The sequence below is a fragment of the Pseudomonas sp. I2 genome (assembly GCF_040984075.1).
Classification (GTDB): domain Bacteria; phylum Pseudomonadota; class Gammaproteobacteria; order Pseudomonadales; family Pseudomonadaceae; genus Aquipseudomonas; species Aquipseudomonas guariconensis_B.
Map to the genome: position 1 here is coordinate 1 of NZ_JBCGFQ010000068.1, position 20086 is coordinate 20086.

Here is a 20086-nt window from a genome sequence, read left to right on the forward strand (position 1 = left end):
TTTTTATCTTAATCTTGTGGCGCCGTTTGGCGGCCCTGCGCGGCCACGCCCGCTCCCACTTTTACGCTTCAAGCCTCACGTTATCCACTGTGGGAGCGGGCTTGCCCGCGAAGGGCTGCAAGGCAGCCCCTATCGATGTCACATCAGACTTAAGTGAACAGCATTAGGCGGTGGGGGCTGTGCTATCTGCCTTTACTTGCACTTCGTAGCTGGAGGAAACCTATCCTGCCCGAGTAGTCTAACCACTGTCCTCACTCAAGGAAGCGTAATCCGTGAAACCATTGCTTGCCCTGTTGTCACTGCTTGCACTGCCGGTCATGGCGGCTGAGCCGACTCTTTACGGCCGCTATGAGTACATCACCCTGCCGGAGATTGGCGAAACATTGAAGGCCAAGATGGATACTGGCGCCCTGACGGCTTCGTTGTCGGCCAGGGATATCGAGCGCTTTACCCGTGATGGCGAGCAATGGGTGCGTTTTCGCCTGGCGACCAAGGATGCCGATGGCAAGGTCTACGAGCACAAGCTGGCGCGTATCAGCAAGATCAAGGCCCGCTCCGACGAAGAGGACGACGAAGGCGAGACGCTGGAGGCTGCGCGCCGGCCGGTGGTCGAGCTGGAGCTGTGCCTGGGCGAGGTGAAGCGCACGGTGGAGGTCAACCTGGCTGACCGGAGTAACTTCAACTATCCACTGCTGATTGGCGCCAAGGCGCTGCGTGAGTTCAAGGCGGCGGTGAACCCGGCACGCAAGTTCACCGCAGGCAAGCCGGACTGCTGATTGGCCATTTGGGCCGCTTCGCGCCCCTTTCCGACCGGTATCGGGCCTGCCTGCGACAGCGCCTGTCAGGCCATCGGCACGGTAGCGACCATCGACGGTCGCTTGGCCACCTCGGCATACCAGGCCGCCAGCCCCGGTTGCCGCTCGCGCCAGCCGAACTGCGGCTGGCGCAGGTCCAGGTAGCCCAGCGCGCAGGCCACGCCGATAGCCGCGATATCGAAGGTCGAGGCCAGCTCGGCCAGGTGCGCCTGTTCCAGGTCGGCCAGGCTGCGGCGGATCTTGCCGGCCTGGGCCTGGACCCAGCCGTCCCAGCGCTTGTCCTCGGGGCGCAGGAAGGTCTCGTAGCGGGTCGAGACCGCCGCATCCATGATCGCATCGGCCTGCGACGCCAGCGTCAGCCGGCGCCAGCGCGCCGAACCCTCGCGGGGGACCAGCGGGTTGCCGACGTGCTGCAGGTCGAGGTACTCGCAAATCACCCGGCTATCATGCAGCACGGTGCCGTCCTCCAGGCGCAGGGCCGGGATCTTGCCGATCGGGTTGCCCTGGTTGAGCTGCTCGTCGCCGTTCACCGGGCTGATGTTGACCGCCTGCAAGGTCACGCGGTCGAGCTGCCCGGTTTCGTGCAGCACGACCATCACCTTGCGTACGAACGGCGAGAGCGGCGAGTGGAACAGGGTCATGGTCGCCATATGGCTGCCCTCAGTTGCCTTGCAGGCTGGGTGGCAGGCATACGCCAGTGCCACCGATGCCGCAGTAGCCGTCGGGGTTCTTGGCCAGGTACTGCTGGTGGTAGGCCTCGGCGAAGTACACGGTCGGCGCCTCGGCGATCTCGGTGGTGATCTCGCCGAAACCGGCCTTGGTCAGCTCGGCCTGGAACGCCTCGCGGCTGGCCTTGGCCTGCTCCAGCTGCTCGGGGCTGGTGCAGTAGATCGCCGAACGGTACTGGGTGCCGATGTCGTTGCCTTGGCGCATGCCTTGGGTGGGGTTGTGCAGCTCCCAGAACATCGCCAGCAGCTCACGGTAGCTGACCTTGTCCTTGTCGAACACCACCAGCACCACTTCGGTATGGCCGGTCAGGCCCGAGCAGACTTCTTCGTAGGTTGGGTTGGGGGTGAAGCCGCCGGCGTAGCCGACCACGGTGCTGACCACGCCCTCGCGTTGCCAGAAGCGGCGCTCGGCGCCCCAGAAGCAGCCCAGGCCGAAGATGGCGAAATCGACGTTCTGGAAGAACGGGCCCAGCAGTGGGGTGTCCTTGAACACGTAGTGCTTCTCGGGCAGGGCCATCGGGGTCTCGCGGCCAGGCAGGGCCTGCTCCGCAGTGGGCATGACGTTTTTGTTCACCAGGATTTCCGAACGCAGGACCATGGCCGCTCCTTGTGTTTATCAGTTGGATAGGTGGCGGAGCCATCGTCGGCAAGCCGGCGATAGGGCTCGAATGGGTTCTATAGTGCCCGAGGTTGGCGCCGCTGTCAGGCCAGAGGGCCACGTGGATAGCGCTTGAGCTTGTCGACCAGTTCGCGTCCGGGAATCGGCCGGTCGAACAGGTAGCCCTGGCCGACGTCGCAGCGGTGGCGGCGCAGGAACGCCAACTGCTCGGCGGTCTCGATGCCTTCGGCGACCACCTTGAGCTTCAGGTTATGGGCCATGGCCACCACCGCCGAGGTGATCTCCATGTCGTCCTGGTTGTCGGGGATTTCGTTGATGAAGCTGCGGTCGATCTTGATGATGTCGATCGGGAACTTCTTCAGGTAGCTCAGCGACGAGTAGCCGGTGCCGAAATCGTCCATGGCCAGGGTCAGGCCCAGGGCCTTGAGCTCGTCGAGCTGGCGGTGGGTGTCTTCGGTGGCTTCCAGCAGCAGGCCTTCGGTCAGCTCCAGCTCCAGCAGGTGTGGCGGCAGGGCTTCTTCCTCGAGGATGTTGCCGATCGACGACACCAGCTCCGGGTCGGAGAACTGCTTGGGCGAGAGGTTGATGGCCACGTGCAGGTTGCCCATGCCGGCTTCGCGCAACTGCTGGCTCATGCGGCACGACTGGCGCACCACCCATTTGCCGATGGGGATGATCAGGCCGGTTTCCTCGGCCACGCTGATGAACTGGTCGGGGCGGATCATGCCGCGCTCGGGGTGGTTCCAGCGCAGCAGCGCCTCCAGGCCGAGCAGGCGGCCGCTGCGCAGGCACAGCTTGGGCTGGTAGAACACCTCCAGCTCGTTCTGGGTCAGGGCGCGGCGCAGGTTGTTCTCGACGAACAGCTTGTAGCTGGCCTCGGCGTTGAGCACTTCGGTGAAGACCTGGACCTGGTGCTTGCCGTTGGCCTTGGCCTTGTGCAGGGCGAGCCCGGCGTTCTTCATCAGGGTCTGCGGGTCGCTGCCGTGCAAAGGTGCGCAGGCCAGGCCCACCGAGGCGGTGACGTTGATCAGTTGGTTGTCGACGAACATTGGCTTGTCGAGGGTGCGCAGCAATTGCTGGGCCACGCCCTGGCCATCTTCCAGGCTGGTGCCGTCGAGCAGCACGGCGAACTCGTTGCTGGCGAAGCGTGCCAGCTGGCCGCCGTTGTTCAGGCTGTTGCGCAGGCGCCGGGCCAGGCTGACCAGCAGCTTGTCGCCGGTCTGGTGGCCGAGGCTGTCGTTGATCCGCTTGAAGTTGTCGATGTCCACCAGCAGCAGGCAGGTTGGATGCTCGTCGTCGCGGGCGAAGCGCTCGTCGAGGTTGCGGATGAACGCCGGGCGGTTGCCCAGGTTGGTCAGGTTGTCGGTGTAGGCCAGGCGTTCGATGCGCTGCTGGGCCAGCTTGCTCTGGGTGATGTCTTCGTAGATGCCGATGTAGTGGGTCAGTTCGCGGTTGTCGCCATAGACCTTGGAGATCGACAGTTGGCCCCAGTAGGGCTCGAGGCTCTTGCGCCGGCTCTTGAACTCGCCTTGCCAGCTGTTGCCCATGGCCAGGCTGGATGGCGAGTCGAACAGCAGTTCGCTGAGGTTCTCCAGGGCTGGCAGTTCGGCCAGGTGGCGGCCTTGGACTTCCTCGGTGCTGTACTGGGTGATGGCGGCGAAGCTTGGGTTGACGTATTCCACCACCCCGTCGCGGTTGACCAGCAGGAAGGCGCTGGCGCTTTGCTCCACCGCGCGCTGGAACAGGTGCAGGGCGCTGGTGGCCGTGCGCCGGTTGTGGTTGGTGATGACCTGGGCGACCTGGTCGGCCAACTCGCCGGCGAAGGCGATCTCGTCGGACTGCCAGGCCCGGGGTGTACCGGTCTGCTCCAGGCAGAGCACGCCCACCACCTGGCCGTCGACGCGGATGCTGGCATCGAGCATGGCGTTGTTGCCGCTGGGGTAGAGGCGCTGGACCATGTCGCGGGTGCGCGGGTCGTCGCTGGCATTGTGGGCGTCGATGGCGCGGCTGGCGTGCAGGGCGTCCAGGTAGTCGGGAAACTGGCTGGCGTCGATCGGCTCCGGCCTATGGTGTCGCTGGTCGCGGTGATGCCAGGCGCTGATCGGTTCCAGGCGCTGGTCCTCGAGGTGCCAGATGCTGGCGCAATCGACCTTGTAGATCTCGCAGGCGCTGCGGGTGATCAGCTCGGCGGCTTCCTGCAGCGAGTTGCCGGCGCTGTAGCGCTGGCGTGCCAGGCGCAGGATCAGGTCCTGCTGGGCGCGTACCCGTTCCAGGTGTTCGAGTTGCTCCTGCTGGGCGCGCTGGTTCAGTTGCAGGGCCAGTTGCAGGCGACTGTTGCGCGACTCGAGGTCGTTGGCCGCCAGGTCCGGCCCGTCGTCCGGTTGCTCGTCGAGCACCGTGAGGTAGCCGCGCAGCAGTTGTCGGTTGTGCTGCTTGTAGGCTTCGCCGATCTCCAGCAAGCGCAGGGGCGCGGTGCTGGCGTGCAAGGTGTAGCGTACCCGGTAGTGGCTGCGTTGGGCCAGCTGCCGCTGGATCTCGTCGTGCAGTTGGTAGCGGGCCTCCGGCTCCATGAGGCTGGCATAGGGCGAGCCGACCAGGGCGCAGAGCTCGGCGGCGGGCAGGCCGAACTGGCGGTCGCAGGCCGGGTCGAGGTAGAGCATCGTCCAGCTGGCTTCGTTGAGCCTTTCGAAACGCAGCATGCCGAGCCGTGAAGGCACGGGAAGCTGCGTGACGACCTCGGCCGCCGTACGGCTGGCGACATCGGGTTGGCTTTTCATCGAAGACTCGCTTGAAGAGGGCGGTTGGCGCGGCGGGCCACGGTCTATGCGGCGGTGCCTGGGGCAAGGTTGCATCATGTCCCAGGGGCTGGCAAGCCGCCATTGCGATGAGCAGGTTGTCGGCTGATCGGCGGGAATCTAAAGCTGCGAGCTTCGAGCTGATCGGCGCTGCTTATCATGGCCATGCCCGGCTCGTCAGGGCGCCGCCTGCTTTTTCTTGTCGCTTGCAGCTAAAAAAAAAGCCCCGCCAGAACGTGACGGGGTTGAGGTACGAGCGTGGCAGCTCGAAAGGGGCCTGCCTCCCGTCGGGGAGGCAGGTAGCTGCGTTACAGCAGCAGGGTGCGGATGTCCGCCAGCAGGTCGCTCAGGCGCTTGGTGAAGCGCGCGGCGGCGGCGCCGTTGATCACGCGGTGATCGTAGGACAGCGACAGCGGCAGCATCAGGCGCGGCTGGAAGGCCTTGCCGTCCCAGACCGGCTGCATGGTGGCCTTGGACACACCCAGGATCGCCACCTCAGGCGCGTTGACGATCGGCGTGAAGCCGGTGCCGCCAATGTGGCCGAGGCTGGAGATGGTGAAGCAAGCGCCTTGCATGTCGTCGGCCGCCAGTTTCTTGGTGCGCGCCTTCTCGGCCAGGGCCGCGGCTTCGCCAGCCAGCTGCAGCAGGCTCTTCTGGTCGACGTTCTTGATCACCGGGACCAGCAGGCCGTCCGGGGTGTCCACGGCGAAGCCGATGTGCACGTACTTCTTGCGGATCACCGCCTTGCCGCTCGGCGCCAGGGAACTGTTGAAGTCCGGCAGTTCCTTGAGCAGGTGGGCACAGGCCTTGAGCAGCAGCGGCAGCACGGTCAGCTTGACGCCGGCCTTCTCGGCCACGGCCTTCTGCGCCACGCGGAAGGCTTCCAGCTCGGTGATGTCGGCGGAGTCGAACTGGGTCACGTGCGGCACGTTCAGCCAGCTGCGGTGCAGGTTGGCGGCACCGACCTGCATCAGGCGGGTCAGGGCGACTTCCTCGACTTCACCGAACTTGCTGAAGTCCACGGCCGGGATCGGCGGGATGCCGGCACCACCGGTCGCGCCGGCGCCTGCCGGAGCGTCCTTGGCCTTCTGCATCATGGCTTTGACGTAGACCTGCACGTCTTCCTTGAGGATACGGCCGTGTGGGCCGGTCGCGGCGACCGCGCCCAGGTCGACGCCGAACTCACGGGCCAGCATGCGCACGGCCGGGCCAGCGTGGACCTTGGCGTTGCTGCCGGCGGCAGGCGCGGTGGCCACAGGGGCCGCTGCGGCGGCCGGTGCAGCAGGCGCAGCGGCTGGAGCCGCCTCGGCCTTGGCTGGGGCAGGGGCGGCAGCGGCCGGAGCCGGGGCGGCAGCGGGGGCTGCGCCGGCGACTTCCAGCTTGAGGATCAGGTCACCGGTGCCGACTTCGTCGTCCAGCTTGGCGATCACTTCCTTCACCACGCCAGCGGCGGGCGAGGGGATTTCCATGGAGGCCTTGTCGGACTCCAGGGTAATCAGCGACTGGTCGGCTTCGACGGTATCGCCGGCCTTGACCAGGACCTCGATGATCTTGGCCTTGCCCGACGAGCCGATGTCCGGCACGTGGATGTCTTGCACGCTGGCGGCAGCCGGGGCTGCGGCAGGCGCCGGTGCGGCCTCGGCAGCCGCCGGTGCGGCGGCCGGTTGCTCTTGGGCGGCGGGGGCGGCCGGAGCCTCGGGCGCCGCGGCGGCGCCCTCGACTTCCAGGACCAGCAGCTCGTCGCCTTCCTTCAGGCGATCGCCCAGCTTGACCTTGAGCTCCTTGATCACGCCAGCCTTGGGCGCCGGGATCTCCATGGAGGCCTTATCGGACTCCAGGGTCAGCAGGCTCTGGTCGGCTTCGATACGGTCGCCGACCTTGACGAACAGCTCGATGATTTCACCTTCACCGCTGCCGATGTCAGGTACGCGAATGAGTTCGCTCACTTAAAAATACTCCTCAGCAGTCCAGTGGGTTGCGCTTGTCCGGATCGATGCCGAACTTGACGATGGCGTCGGCCACCACCTTCGGTTCGATCTCGCCACGGTCGGCCAAGGCTTCCAGGGCAGCCAGCACCACGAAGTGACGGTCGACTTCGAAGAAGTGACGCAGCTTCTTGCGGCTGTCGCTGCGACCGAAACCGTCGGTACCCAGGACCTTGTACTCCTTGCTCGGCACCCACTGACGGATCTGCTCGGCAAAGATCTTCATGTAGTCGGTCGAGGCCACGACCGGGCCCTTACGGCCGGCCAGGCACTGCTCGACGTAGGTCTGCTGCGGCTTCTGGCCAGGCTTGAGGCGGTTGGCGCGCTCAACGGCCAGGCCGTCGCGACGCAGTTCGTTGAAGCTGGTAACGCTCCACACATCGGCGCCGACGTTGAACTCCTCGCGCAGGATCTTCGCCGCTTCGCGGACTTCGCGCAGGATGGTGCCGGAGCCCATCAGTTGCACGTGGTGCGCGGCTTCGCGGGTGTCTTCCTCGAGCAGGTACATGCCCTTGATGATGCCTTCCTCGACGCCGGCCGGCATGGCTGGCTGGGTGTAGGCTTCGTTCATCACGGTGATGTAGTAGAAGACGTCCTGTTGCTCTTCGGTCATCTTCTTCATGCCGTCCTGGATGATCACCGCCAGCTCGTAGCCGTAGGTCGGATCATAGGTGCGGCAGTTCGGGATGGTGCCCGCCAGCAGGTGGCTGTGGCCGTCTTCGTGCTGCAGGCCTTCACCGTTGAGGGTGGTACGGCCGGCGGTGCCGCCGATCAGGAAGCCACGGGTGCGGCTGTCGCCAGCGGCCCAGGCCAGGTCACCGATACGCTGGAAGCCGAACATCGAGTAGAAGATGTAGAACGGCAGCATCGGCTGGTTGTGGTTGCTGTACGAGGTACCGGCGGCGATGAACGACGACATGGCGCCGGCTTCGTTGATGCCTTCCTCGAGGATCTGGCCCTTCTTGTCCTCGCGGTAGAACATCACCTGGTCCTTGTCGACCGGCTCGTACAGCTGGCCTACGGACGAGTAGATGCCCAGCTGGCGGAACATGCCTTCCATACCGAAGGTACGGGCTTCGTCCGGGATGATCGGGACGATGCGCTGGCCGATTTCCTTGTCCTTGACCAGCTGCGCCAGGATACGCACGAAGGCCATGGTGGTGGAGATCTCGCGGTCGCCCGAGCCGTCCAGGATCGCCTTCAGGGTTTCCAGCGGCGGGGTCGGGACGCTGAAGCTCTTGGCACGGCGCTGTGGCACGAAACCGCCCAGGGCGGCGCGGCGCTCGGCCAGGTACTTGGCTTCGGCGCTGCCTTCTTCGGGACGGAAGAACGGCAGGTTCTCCAGCTCGCTGTCCTTGACCGGGATGTCGAAGCGGTCACGGAACTGACGCAGGCTGTCGACGTCGACCTTCTTGGTGTTGTGCGCGGTGTTCTTGGCTTCGCCAGCACCGGTGCCGTAACCCTTGATGGTCTTGGCCAGGATGACGGTCGGCTGGTCCTTGTGGTTGACCGCCTGGTGGTACGCCGCGTAGACCTTGTACGGGTCGTGGCCGCCACGGTTGAGCTTCCAGATCTCTTCGTCGGACAGGTCTTCGACCATGGCCTTGAGTTCTGGGGTGTTGAAGAAGTGCTCGCGGACGTACGCACCGTCCTTGGCCTTGTAGTTCTGGTATTCGCCGTCGATGACTTCGTCCATGCGACGCTGCAGGGCACCGTTGGTGTCCTTGGCGAACAGCGGGTCCCAGAAGCGGCCCCAGACGACCTTGTTGACGTTCCAGCCACCGCCGCGGAACACGCCTTCCAGTTCCTGGATGATCTTGCCGTTGCCACGCACCGGGCCGTCCAGGCGCTGCAGGTTGCAGTTGATGACGAAGATCAGGTTGTCCAGCTTCTCGCGGCCGGCCAGGGCGATGGCACCCAGGGATTCCGGCTCGTCGCACTCGCCGTCGCCCATGAAGCACCAGACCTTCTGCTTGCCGGCCGGGATGAAGCCACGGGCTTCCAGGTACTTCATGAAGCGTGCCTGGTAGATCGCCTGGATCGGGCCCAGGCCCATGGAAACGGTCGGGAACTGCCAGAAGTCAGGCATCAGCCAGGGGTGTGGGTAGGAGGACAGGCCGTTGCCGTCCACTTCCTGGCGGAAGTTGTTCATCTGGTCTTCGCTGATGCGGCCTTCGAGGAAGGCGCGGGCGTAGATGCCGGGGGAGGCGTGGCCCTGGAAGAAGATCAGGTCGCCACCGTGCTCCTCGGTCGGAGCCTGGAAGAAGTAGTTGAAGCCGATGTCGTACAGGGTGGCACTGGAGGCGAAGCTCGAAATGTGGCCGCCCAGGTCCGAATCCTTCAGGTTGGTACGCATGACCATGGCCAGGGCGTTCCAACGCACCATCGAGCGAATGCGGCGTTCCATGAACAGGTCGCCGGGCATGCGTGCTTCGTGGGTGACAGGGATGGTATTGCGGTATGGCGTGGTGATGGCATACGGCAGCTGGGAGCCACTACGGGTGGCCAGCTCGCCCATGCGGGTCATCAGGTAGTGAGCGCGGTCTTCGCCTTCTTTGTCAATGACCGACTCCAAGGCATCCAGCCATTCCTGGGTTTCGACGGGATCGAGGTCTTGCATGGCTTGCTCCAGGGCGGAAAGGCCACCAGAATCGATGGCCTGAGTTTGCGACTGGCCTTTTGGGCAGACGTCGTGAATTCTTGGATTTACCGGACAGTCATCCGGCGCCGTGTAGTTTTACTACAAATGATTTGGCATTTCATGCTTTTGCACCGCCGGGGTAGTAGTAAAACTACAGAAAAACGGCTTTTGGCCGCCTTCCGGGTTGTGGAGAAAAACGTTCCCGTTGGTTGGGACTGTGCTCTGAAGAGGTGAATCTTGATGTTTCTTGCCAATGATTCGTTTTTTTCAGCTATTTCCAACTTTTGTATGACAGTCCAACCGTGGTCCGGCTTCCCCTTGACCGTACCTACCCCTCACCGACTCGCCGATCAAGGATAGACCATGCGCCTGCCTTTGCCGTCCGATCTGCCCGCCGCCCTGCAGCCACTGGCCGCTCGCAACCGACAATCCCTGCTGGAGGTCGTCGCCGGCCTCGAAGGGCTGGACCTGGACAGTTGGAGCCCGGTGCATCGGCAACAGTTCGACCAGGTCGCTGCCGCCAGCGACTTCGTCCTCGACCAGGCCCTGCGCGAGCCGGCCATGCTCTTCGAGCTGCTGGCCAGCGGCGAGCTCGAGCAGCGTTTCGGCCCCGGCCAGCTAAGCGCGCGCGTCGCCACCGCGGCCCAGGCCGCGCAGAGCGAGGAGGAACTGGCGCGCAACCTGCGCCGCGAGCGCAACCGCCAGCAACTGCGCATCATCTGGCGCGATATCACCCGACAGGCCGCGCTCGGCGAAACCTGCCGCGATCTTTCCGACCTGGCCGACGCCTCCATCGACCAGGCCTACCAGTGGCTGTACCCACGCCATTGCCAACAGTTCGGTACACCGATCGGCAACCGCAGTGGCCAGCCGCAGCACATGGTGGTGCTGGGCATGGGCAAGCTGGGGGCGGTGGAGCTGAACCTCTCGTCGGACATCGACCTGATCTTCGCCTTCCCCGAGGGCGGTGAAACCGAAGGAGTCAAGCGTTCGCTGGACAACCAGGAGTTCTTCACCCGCCTGGGCCAGCGGCTGATCAAGGCGCTGGACCCGGTCACCGTCGACGGTTTCGTGTTCCGCGTCGACATGCGCCTGCGCCCCTACGGCTCGGCGGGTGCCCTGGTGCTGTCGTTCAATGCCCTGGAGCAGTACTACCAAGACCAGGGCCGCGACTGGGAGCGCTACGCCATGATCAAGGCGCGGGTGGTGGCCGGCGACCAGGTGGCAGGTGCCCAGTTGCAGGACATGCTGCGCCCGTTCGTCTACCGCCGTTACCTGGACTTCTCGGCCATCGAGGCGCTGCGCACCATGAAGCAGCTGATCCAGCAGGAGGTGCGCCGCAAGGGCATGGCCGAGAACATCAAGCTTGGCGCCGGTGGCATCCGTGAAGTGGAGTTCATCGCCCAGGCCTTCCAACTGATCCACGGCGGGCGCGACCTGAGCCTGCAGCAGCGACCGCTGCTCAAGGTCCTGGCCACCCTCGAGGGCCAGGGCTACCTGCCGCCGGCGGTGGTCGCCGAGCTGCGCGAAGGCTACGAGTTCCTGCGTTATACCGAGCATGCGATCCAGGCCATCGCCGACCGCCAGACGCAGATGCTGCCGGACGATGCCACGGACCGCGCGCGCGTTGCCTATATCCTCGGCTTTGCCGACTGGTCGGGCTTCCACGCGCAACTCATGCATTGGCGTGGGCGTATCGACTGGCACTTCCGCCAGGTGATCGCCGACCCGGACGACGAGGACGGCGAGGGCGAGCTGGTGGTCGGTGGCGAATGGTCGCCGTTGTGGGAGCAGGCTCAGGACGAGGAGGCCGCCTGCCGCCAATTGGAAGAGGCCGGCTTCAAGCAGCCGGCCGAGGCCCTGCGGCGGCTGGCCGGGTTGCGCGCCAGCCCGCAGTTGCGCTCGATGCAACGTATCGGCCGCGAGCGGCTGGATGCCTTCATTCCGCGCCTGCTGGCCCAGGCCGTCGAGCACGACGACCCGGACCTGGTGCTGGAACGGGTGCTGCCGCTGGTCGAGGCGGTGGCACGGCGTTCCGCCTACCTGGTGTTGCTGACCGAGAACCCCGGCGCCTTGCGCCGCCTGCTGACCCTGTGCGCAGCCAGCCCGTGGATCGCCGAGCAGATCGCCCGCTTCCCGCTGCTGCTCGACGAACTGCTCAACGAAGGCCGCCTGTTCAGCCCGCCGCTGGCGCCGGAGCTGGCTTCGGAGCTGCGTGAGCGGCTGACGCGCATCCCCGAGGACGACCTGGAGCAGCAGATGGAAGCCCTGCGCCACTTCAAGCTGGCCCACAGCCTGCGCGTGGCCGCCTCGGAGATCACCGGCAACCTGCCGCTGATGAAGGTCAGCGACTACCTGACCTGGCTGGCCGAGGCGATCCTCGACCAGGTGCTGGCCCTGGCCTGGCGCCAGACCGTGGCCCGTCATGGCCAGCCCAGGCGCAGCGACGGCAGCCTGTGCGACCCGGGCTTCATCATCGTCGGCTACGGCAAGGTCGGCGGCATCGAACTGGGCCATGGCTCGGACCTGGACCTGGTGTTCATCCACGATGGCGACCCCCAGGCCGAGACCGATGGCGCCAAGCCGATCGACAGTGCGCAGTTCTTCACCCGCCTGGGCCAGCGCATCATCCATATGCTGACCACCCAGACCAACTCCGGCCAGCTCTACGACGTCGACATGCGCCTGCGCCCGTCCGGGGCCTCGGGGCTGCTGGTCAGCTCCCTCGGTGCCTTCGAGCGCTACCAGCAGAACGAAGCCTGGACCTGGGAGCACCAGGCGCTGGTGCGGGCCCGCGTGTTGGTGGGCTGCAAGCAGGTGGCGACGGCCTTCGAGGCGGTACGCGCCCGTGTGCTCGGCCAGGCCCGCGACCTGGACAAGCTGCGCAGCGAAGTGAGCGAGATGCGCGCCAAGATGCGCGACAACCTCGGCACCAAGGTCACCGCCGCAGGCACCGCGGGCAACGCCTTCGACGCCGGCCAGCCCTTCGATATCAAGCAGGATGCCGGCGGTATCGTCGATATCGAATTTATGGTGCAATACGCCGCTTTGGCCTGGTCCCACGACCATCCGGCCTTGCTGCGCTGGACCGACAACATCCGCATCCTCGAGGAGCTGGAGCAGGCCGGCCTGGTGCCTGCCGGCGACGCGGTGCTGCTGCGCGAGGTGTACAAGGCGTTCCGTTCGGCTTCGCACCGCCAGGCCCTGCAGAAGCAGGCTGGGGTGATCGACGCGGCGCAGTTCGCCGATGAGCGCCGCGAGGTGCGGCGGATCTGGGGGCAGTTGGGTCTGACGTGAGGCCCAATCGCCGGCGTGCCGGCGATTGGGGAACAGCATGGACCTGGGTGATACACTGTCCGCCACATAGCCTGAATATAAAGAGGGGAGGCCAGGCTGTACCGCAGCCTGCAGCCTCCCCGAGCGTTTCTGGACTAAGCATGAGAATACTGATCATTGGGCCCAGCTGGGTTGGCGACATGGTAATGGCGCAAACCCTGTTCCAGTGCCTGAAACAGCAGCACCCCGAATGCGTGATCGATGTGCTGGCGCCCGAATGGAGCCGGCCGATCCTCGAGCGCATGCCCGAGGTGCGCCAGGCCTTGAGCTTCCCGCTCGGCCACGGCGTGCTGGAGCTGGCCACGCGCCGGCGTATCGGCAAATCGCTGGCCGGCCAGTACGACCAGGCGATCCTCCTGCCCAACTCGCTGAAATCGGCGTTGGTGCCGTTCTTCGCCGGCATCCCCAAGCGCACCGGCTGGCGTGGCGAGATGCGCTATGGCCTGCTCAACGATGTGCGCACCCTGGACAAGGCGCGCTATCCCCTGATGATCGAGCGCTTCATGGCCCTGGCCTATGCGCCAGGCGTCGAGCTGGCGCAACCTTATCCACGGCCGACCCTGCAGATCGAGGCGCAGAGCCGCGACGCCGCCCTGGCCAAGTTCGGCCTGGAGCTGGACCGGCCGGTGCTGGCGCTGTGCCCGGGCGCGGAGTTCGGCGAGGCCAAGCGCTGGCCGGCCGAGCATTACGCCGAGGTGGCCGATGCGATGATCCGCCAGGGCTGGCAGGTCTGGCTGTTCGGTTCGAAGAACGACCACCCGGTGGGCGAGTCGATCCGCGACCGGCTGATCCCAGGTTTTCGTGAGGAGTCGACCAACCTGGCCGGTGAAACCTCCCTGGCCGAAGCCATCGACCTGTTGTCGTGCGCCGCTGCAGTGGTGTCCAACGACTCCGGCCTGATGCACGTGGCTGCCGCGCTCAACCGCCCGCTGGTGGCGGTCTATGGCTCGACCTCGCCGGGCTTCACCCCGCCGCTGGCCGAACAGGTGGAGATCGTGCGCCTGGGGATCGAATGCAGCCCCTGCTTCGACCGCACCTGCCGCTTCGGCCACTACAACTGCCTGCGCCTGCTGGAGCCGCAGAAAGTGATCGCCGCCCTGCACAGCCTGGGCGGGCCGAACCTGATCGATACCGTGACCGAGGTCGACTAAGTGCGGGTCCTGATCATCAAGACGTCGTCGCTGGGCGATGTGATCCACACTCTCCCGGCACTCACCGATGCCGCCCATGCCATCCCTGGGATCCGCTTCGACTGGGTGGTGGAAGAAGGCTTCGCCGAGATCCCCAGTTGGCATCCGGCCGTCGATCAGGTGATCCCGGTGGCCATCCGCCGCTGGCGCAAGAACATCTGGCAGACCCTCAAGAGCGGCGAATGGCGGGCGTTCAAGCAACGCCTGCGGGCGCAGCGGTACGACCTGGTGATCGATGCCCAGGGCCTGGTCAAGTCGGCCTGGCTGACCCGCTACGTCAAGGCGCCGGTGGCCGGGCTGGACCGCTATTCGGCCCGCGAAGGCTGGGCCAGCCGCTTCTACGACCGGCGCCTGTCGGTCGCCGTCGGCCAGCATGCGGTGGAGCGGGTGCGCCAGCTGTTCGCCCTGGCCCTGGCCTACGACCTGCCGGAAGGCCTCGGCCGCTACGGCCTGGACCTCGACCGCCTGCAACTGCCGCCCGCCGCACCCTACGTGGTGTTCCTGCATGGCACCACCTGGGCCACCAAGCACTGGCCCGAGGCCTACTGGCGTGAACTGGCCGAGCGCATGGGCCGGCGCAAGCTGCAGGTGTGCCTGCCCTGGGGCAACCAGGCCGAGAAGGACCGCGCCGAGCGCATCGCCCAGGGCCTGGACAACTGCCAGGTGCTGCCGCGCCTGAACCTGGCCGGCGTCGCCCGCGTGCTGGCGGCGGCCAAGGCCTGCGTGGCGGTGGACACCGGCCTGGGCCACCTGGCCGCGGCGCTGGACGTGCCGACCATTTCGCTGTTCGGCCCCACCAACCCTGGCCTGACCGGTGCCTACGGACGTGCCCAGGTCCACCAGGCCAGCGATTTTCCCTGCGCGCCCTGCCTGCAGAAGAAATGCACCTACAAGCCGAGCGCCGAGGACCTGCGCCGGTTCGATCTCAAACGCGAGTGGCCGCTGTGCTTCACTCGCCTGAATCCCGAGCATGTGGCGAGCCGCTTGAGCGCGTTGCTGCTGGCTGAGGATGTTCGTTGATGCAACTGGCTTTCGTGCTTTACAAATACTTCCCCTTCGGCGGGCTGCAGCGCGATTTCATGCGCATTGCCCTGGAGTGCCAGAAGCGGGGCCACCAGATCCGTGTCTACACGCTGATCTGGGAGGGCGATGTTCCGCCGGGCTTCGAGGTGCTGGTGGCGCCGGTCAAGGCGCTGTTCAACCACCGCCGCAACGAGAAACTCAGCGCCTGGATGGCCGAGGACCTGGCAAAGCGCCCGGTCGATCGCCTGATCGGCTTCAACAAGATGCCGGGCCTGGACGTCTACTACGCCGCCGATGGCTGTTTCGAGGACAAGGCCCAGACCCTGCGCGGCGGCCTGTACCGGCGCTGGGGCCGCTACCGGCATTTCGCCGAGTACGAGCGTGCGGTGTTCGCCAAGGAGGCTGCCACCGAGATCCTGATGATCTCCGAGGTGCAGCAGCCGTTGTTCATCAAGCACTACGGCACGCCGCAGGCGCGCTTCCACCTGCTGCCGCCGGGCATCTCCCAGGACCGCCGGCGGCCGGCCGACGCCGACGCGATACGCGCCGAGTTCCGCAAGGCGTTCGGCCTGGGCGACGACGATTTGCTGCTGGTGCAGATCGGTTCGGGCTTCAAGACCAAGGGCGTCGACCGCAGCCTCAAGGCCCTGGCCGCGCTGCCGTCGGCCCTGCGCAAGCGCACCCGGTTGATGGTCATCGGCCAGGACGACCCCAAGGTGTTCCAGTTGCAGAGCGCCACGTTGGGGTTGGGCGAGCAGGTGCAGTTCCTCAAGGGGCGCAGCGATATCCCGCGCTTTCTGCTCGGCGCTGACCTGCTGATCCACCCGGCCTACAACGAGAACACCGGCACCGTGCTGCTGGAGGCCCTGGTGGCCGGCCTGCCGGTGCTGGTCTCCCAGGTCTGCGGCTATGCGCACTACATCGCCGAGGCCAATTGCGGCCTGGTGCTGGACGAGCCTTTCGAACAGCAGCAACTCGACACCTACCTGCAACGCATGCTCGAGGATGGCCAGGCCCGTGTCGCCTGGTCGCACAATGGGTTGGCCTTCGCCGACAGCGCCGACCTGTACAGCATGCCGCAGCGTGCTGCCGACGTGATCCTGGGTCAGGAGACCGCATGAAGCTGATACTGGCCGAACCCTTCAAGCGCCTGTGGGCCGGGCGCGACCCCTTCGATGCCGTGGAGGCCCTGCAAGGCCAGGTGTTCCGTGAGTTGGAGGGGCGCCGTACCTTGCGCACCGAGGTCGATGGCGAAGGCTACTTCGTCAAGATCCACCGTGGCATCGGCTGGGGCGAGATCTTCAAGAACCTGTTCAGCGCCAAGCTGCCGGTGCTCGGTGCCGGCCAGGAGTGGCGGGCCATCCAGCGCCTGCATGAGGTCGGTGTGCCGACCATGACCGCCGTGGCCTATGGCGAGCGGGGCAGCAACCCGGCGACCCAGCACTCGTTCATCGTCACCGAGGAACTGGCGCCGACCATCAGCCTGGAAGACTTCAGCCTCGACTGGACCAAGCAGCCGCCACCCGTGCGCCTGAAGCACGCGCTGATCGCCGAGGTGGCGCGCATGACCGGTGCCATGCACCGTGCCGGGGTCAACCATCGCGACTGCTACATCTGCCACTTCCTGCTGCACACCGACCGCCCGGTGACGCCCGAGGACCTGAAGCTCTCGGTGATCGACCTGCACCGTGCCCAGACCAGGGCCCGCATCCCTCGCCGCTGGCGCGACAAGGACCTGGCGGCCCTGTACTTCTCGGCCCTGGACATCGGCCTGACTCGCCGCGACAAGCTGCGTTTCCTGCGTGGCTACTTCCAGCGCCCCCTGCGCCAGGTCCTGGCCGACGAAGCCGTGCTGCTCGCCAGGCTCGAGCGCAAGGCGCAGAAACTCTACGATCGCAAGCAACGCTATGGAGACGCGCTCTGATGGCGGGATGGACACTGGCGCCAGGCTACGAGCGCCTGGCGGCGGACTTCGGCAGCCTCGAGGCGGTGTTCGCCCTCGAGGGCGAACGCCTGACCCATGACCCGCTCAGCGAGGTCATCCGTATCCAGCGCGAAGGGGTCAACTACTACGTCAAGCGCTACACCGGTGCCGGCAAGGCCCTGCGTCGCTACATGGGGCGGCCGCGCATCAAGGCCGAGTGGCAGAACCTCAAGCAGTTCGCCAAGTGGGATATCCCGACCGCCGAGGTGGTGGCCTGGGGGCTGGAGCGCAAGGGCCTGGCCTTCGGCCGCGGGGCGATGATCACCCGCGAGCTGCCGCGTACCGAAGACCTCTCGGCGCTGGCCGAACGCAACGACCCGCGCCTGGCCGACCGCGCCTGGGTCGACCATGTCAGCCGCCAGCTGGCACGGCATACCCGGGTCATGCACGATCACCACTTCGCCCATAACGACCTGAAGTGGCGTAACCTGCTGGTCGACGACCAGGCCACGGTGTTCTTCATCGACTGCCCGACCGGTGATTTCTGGCGTGGCTTCATGTTGCGCCACCGGGTCATCAAGGACCTGGCATGCCTGGACAAGGTCGCCAAATACCATCTGTCGGCAACCCAGCGGTTGCGCTTCTACCTGCAATACCGCGGGCACGAGCGGCTCAACGCACGGGACAAGCGGCGCATCCGCCAGGTGGTGAGATTTTTCGAGGGAAGGGAATGACCGATTACCTGGCCAGTGCCGACGAGGCGCTGCTGCAACGGCATGGCCTGAGCGACTTCGAGGCGCTGTGGGCGCTGCAGCTCGATGCCGTGGACGAACCCAATACCGGCCGTGGCGGCTGGAGCAGCGTCTTTCGCCTGGAGCTGGAAGGCAAGGGGTTCTACCTCAAGCGCCAGAGCGACTACCTCACGCGCACCCTGTACCGCCCCTTCGGCGAGCCGACCTTCGCCCGCGAATTTCGCAACATCAGCCGTTACCGGAAACTGAACATCCCGGCCTTGCAGGCCGTCTTCTACGGCGAGCGCAAGGGTAACGGCCAACACCGCGCCATTCTCATGACCCGCGCCCTGGACGACTGGAGCGACCTGGAAAGCCTGTTGGCCCAGTGGCCGCAACTGCAGCCGGCAACACGCCAAGGCATCCTCCAGGCCTGCGGCACCCTGGCGCGCACGCTGCACGCCGCCGGGCAGTTGCATGGTTGCTTCTACCCCAAGCACATCTTCCTGCGTGAGCGCCGCGAGGGCTGGCAGGCACAGCTGATCGACCTGGAGAAGACCCGCCCGCTGCTGTTCGGCATGCGTGACCGGCTCAAGGACCTGGAGCCGTTGCTGCGCCGTGCCCGGGCCTGGAGCGAGGCGGACGTGCGTACCTTGCTGGCGGCCTACCTGCAGCAGCCGGCCGACAGTTCGCTGGTCGATACCTGGTTGCAGCGCCTAGGGCGCCGCCGTCGTGAAAAGGAGGCCCGCTGATGCGTTTGCCTGAACTGAAGGACGCCGGGCGCAGCCCGACGCTGCCCCTGACCGTGACCCTGGCCGATGCCGCTGGCAGCGCTGACCTGCAATTGCTCAGCCTGCTGCGCGTGTTGCCGGGCCAACGCTATGTCGGCGCCGGCATCTGGCGTGGCACGCCGGTGCTGGCCAAGCTGCTGGTCGGCAACAGCGCCGCCCGGCATTTCCAGCGTGAGCTCGAAGGCGCCCGGCTGATGGCCGCCCAAGGCCTGACCACCCCGCAGCTGCTGGCTGACGGCCTCAAGGAGGGCGAGGGTGGCTGGCTGCTGTTCGAGTTCCTCGAAGGCGCCGACAGCCTGGCCGATGCCTGGGCCAAGGTGCAGGACCTGCCCGTGCTGGCCGACGAGCAGCAACAGGTGCTCGGCGAGGCGCTCGCCGCGGTCGCGCACATGCATGCCAAGGGGTTGTGGCAGGAAGACCTGCACTTGGACAACCTGCTGCGCCATGACGGCCGGCTGTACCTGATCGACGGTGCTGGCATCAAAGCCGAGACGCCGGGCCAGCAACTGTCGCGCCAGCGGGTGCTGGAGAACCTCGGGGTGCTCTTCGCCCAGTTGCCCAAGCGCCTGGAACCGTTCATCGAAGAGCTGCTGGTGCACTACCTGCTGGCCAACGCCGAGCACGCCTTGCCGCTGGAAGCCCTGCAGAAGCAGGTGGACAAGGTGCGCAGCTGGCGCCTGAAGGATTACCTGGAGAAGGCCGGGCGCGAATGCACGCTGTTCAGTGTCGAGCGCAGCCTGTCGGGGCTGCGGGCGATCCGCCGGGCTGAGGTGGACGCCATGCTGCCGGTGCTGGCCCAGGCCGATGCACTGATCGACCAGGGCCACCTGTTCAAGACCGGTGGGGCCGCCAGCGTGGCACGCATCGACGTGGGCGGTCGTGCGCTGGTGCTCAAGCGCTACAACATCAAGAACACTGCCCATTGGTTCAAGCGCTTCTGGCGCCCGAGCCGGGCCTGGCATTCATGGATCGAGGGGCACCGCCTGGCGTTTCTCGACATCGCCACGCCACGGCCGCTGGCAGTGCTGGAGCAGCGGGTCATGGGCCTGCGCAGCCGGGCTTACCTGGTCACTGAATATGCCGATGGCCCGGACTTGATCGAGTGTTTCCAGCCCTACGTGGAAAGCGGCGAAGCGCCCGAGGAGCAGGTGCAGGCCCTGGTGCACCTGATGCAGCAGTTGGTCCGTGAGCGCATCAGCCATGGCGACATGAAGGGGCACAACCTGTTCTGGCTGGATGGGCAGTGGTCGTTGATCGACCTCGATGCCATGTGCCAGCACGCCACGCAGCTCAGCTTCGCCCCAGCTTATGCCCGGGACCGGGCGCGGTTGCTGCGCAACTGGCCGAGCGGCAGTGCCTTGCACCGGCGCCTGGATGAGGTGTTGCCGCGATTGGGGGCGTGAGGTTCCTGCTGGATCGTGGGGCCGCTTCGCGGCCCCAATGGGCGCCAAGACAGCGAGCCTCCCCAAGGCTCATCCCCGTCGCCACAACCCGCGCACCCCCAGCAC

At 66.1% G+C, this 20086-nt stretch carries 14 protein-coding genes; 9 read left to right on the top strand and 5 right to left on the bottom strand.

What is annotated here, in order from left to right; translation table 11 throughout:
• Window positions 1–272 precede the first annotated feature (272 nt).
• A complete protein-coding gene (locus tag WCE05_RS23890; protein ID WP_225786512.1) occupies window positions 273–776 on the top strand; it encodes an ATP-dependent zinc protease in 504 nt (167 codons plus the stop codon).
• A gap of 65 nt (window positions 777–841) precedes the next feature.
• Here WCE05_RS23890 and WCE05_RS23895 read toward each other — a convergent pair whose 3' ends face one another.
• The 5 genes from WCE05_RS23895 to aceE form a co-directional block, all read right to left on the bottom strand.
• On the bottom strand, window positions 842–1465 hold the full coding sequence (locus WCE05_RS23895) for a glutathione S-transferase (RefSeq protein WP_225786511.1): 624 nt from the start codon (window positions 1463–1465) through the stop codon (window positions 842–844).
• 10 nt (window positions 1466–1475) lie between these two features.
• Window positions 1476–2141, bottom strand: coding sequence for a peptide-methionine (S)-S-oxide reductase MsrA (gene msrA, locus WCE05_RS23900; RefSeq protein WP_225786510.1), 666 nt, complete (start codon window positions 2139–2141; stop codon window positions 1476–1478).
• Window positions 2142–2245: 104 nt separating this feature from the next.
• On the bottom strand, window positions 2246–4939 hold the full coding sequence (locus WCE05_RS23905; RefSeq protein WP_253080217.1) for a bifunctional diguanylate cyclase/phosphodiesterase: 2694 nt from the start codon (window positions 4937–4939) through the stop codon (window positions 2246–2248).
• Between the two features lie 326 nt (window positions 4940–5265).
• Window positions 5266–6903 carry a dihydrolipoyllysine-residue acetyltransferase gene (gene aceF / locus WCE05_RS23910; RefSeq protein ID WP_368816699.1) on the bottom strand — a complete coding sequence of 546 codons (1638 nt, stop codon included), beginning with the start codon at window positions 6901–6903 and terminating at the stop codon, window positions 5266–5268.
• 13 nt (window positions 6904–6916) lie between these two features.
• Complete coding sequence (aceE, locus tag WCE05_RS23915) at window positions 6917–9562, bottom strand: pyruvate dehydrogenase (acetyl-transferring), homodimeric type (RefSeq protein ID WP_253080216.1); 2646 nt, start codon at window positions 9560–9562, stop codon at window positions 6917–6919.
• 384 nt (window positions 9563–9946) lie between these two features.
• Here aceE and glnE point away from each other — a divergent pair, with 384 nt between their 5' ends.
• The 8 genes from glnE to WCE05_RS23955 all read left to right on the top strand — a co-directional run bounded on the left by glnE (window position 9947) and on the right by WCE05_RS23955 (window position 19981).
• Window positions 9947–12880 carry a bifunctional [glutamate--ammonia ligase]-adenylyl-L-tyrosine phosphorylase/[glutamate--ammonia-ligase] adenylyltransferase gene (gene glnE / locus WCE05_RS23920; RefSeq protein ID WP_253102078.1) on the top strand — a complete coding sequence of 978 codons (2934 nt, stop codon included), beginning with the start codon at window positions 9947–9949 and terminating at the stop codon, window positions 12878–12880.
• A gap of 140 nt (window positions 12881–13020) precedes the next feature.
• Window positions 13021–14070 (top strand): lipopolysaccharide heptosyltransferase II, encoded by a 1050-nt coding sequence (waaF, locus tag WCE05_RS23925; RefSeq protein WP_253080215.1) that lies wholly within the window; start codon window positions 13021–13023, stop codon window positions 14068–14070.
• Window positions 14071–15129 (top strand): lipopolysaccharide heptosyltransferase I, encoded by a 1059-nt coding sequence (waaC, locus tag WCE05_RS23930; RefSeq protein ID WP_253090711.1) that lies wholly within the window; start codon window positions 14071–14073, stop codon window positions 15127–15129.
• Window positions 15129–16253: a glycosyltransferase family 4 protein gene (locus WCE05_RS23935; RefSeq protein ID WP_253102083.1), complete on the top strand. Its 1125-nt coding sequence runs from the start codon at window positions 15129–15131 to the stop codon at window positions 16251–16253. The genes waaC and WCE05_RS23935 overlap by 1 nt, the downstream gene beginning before the upstream one ends.
• A complete protein-coding gene (gene rfaP / locus WCE05_RS23940) occupies window positions 16250–17056 on the top strand; it encodes a lipopolysaccharide core heptose(I) kinase RfaP (protein WP_253102086.1) in 807 nt (268 codons plus the stop codon). The genes WCE05_RS23935 and rfaP overlap by 4 nt, the downstream gene beginning before the upstream one ends.
• The gene (locus WCE05_RS23945) at window positions 17056–17790 is read left to right on the top strand and encodes a lipopolysaccharide kinase InaA family protein (RefSeq protein ID WP_225786501.1); all 735 of its coding nucleotides are present in this window, start codon (window positions 17056–17058) and stop codon (window positions 17788–17790) included. The genes rfaP and WCE05_RS23945 overlap by 1 nt, the downstream gene beginning before the upstream one ends.
• Window positions 17787–18539, top strand: a complete 753-nt coding sequence (locus WCE05_RS23950; protein ID WP_225786500.1) for a lipopolysaccharide kinase InaA family protein — start codon at window positions 17787–17789, stop codon at window positions 18537–18539. The genes WCE05_RS23945 and WCE05_RS23950 overlap by 4 nt, the downstream gene beginning before the upstream one ends.
• Complete coding sequence (locus tag WCE05_RS23955) at window positions 18539–19981, top strand: lipopolysaccharide kinase InaA family protein (protein ID WP_368816700.1); 1443 nt, start codon at window positions 18539–18541, stop codon at window positions 19979–19981. Before WCE05_RS23950 ends, WCE05_RS23955 begins: the two co-directional genes overlap by 1 nt.
• Window positions 19982–20086 lie beyond the last annotated feature (105 nt).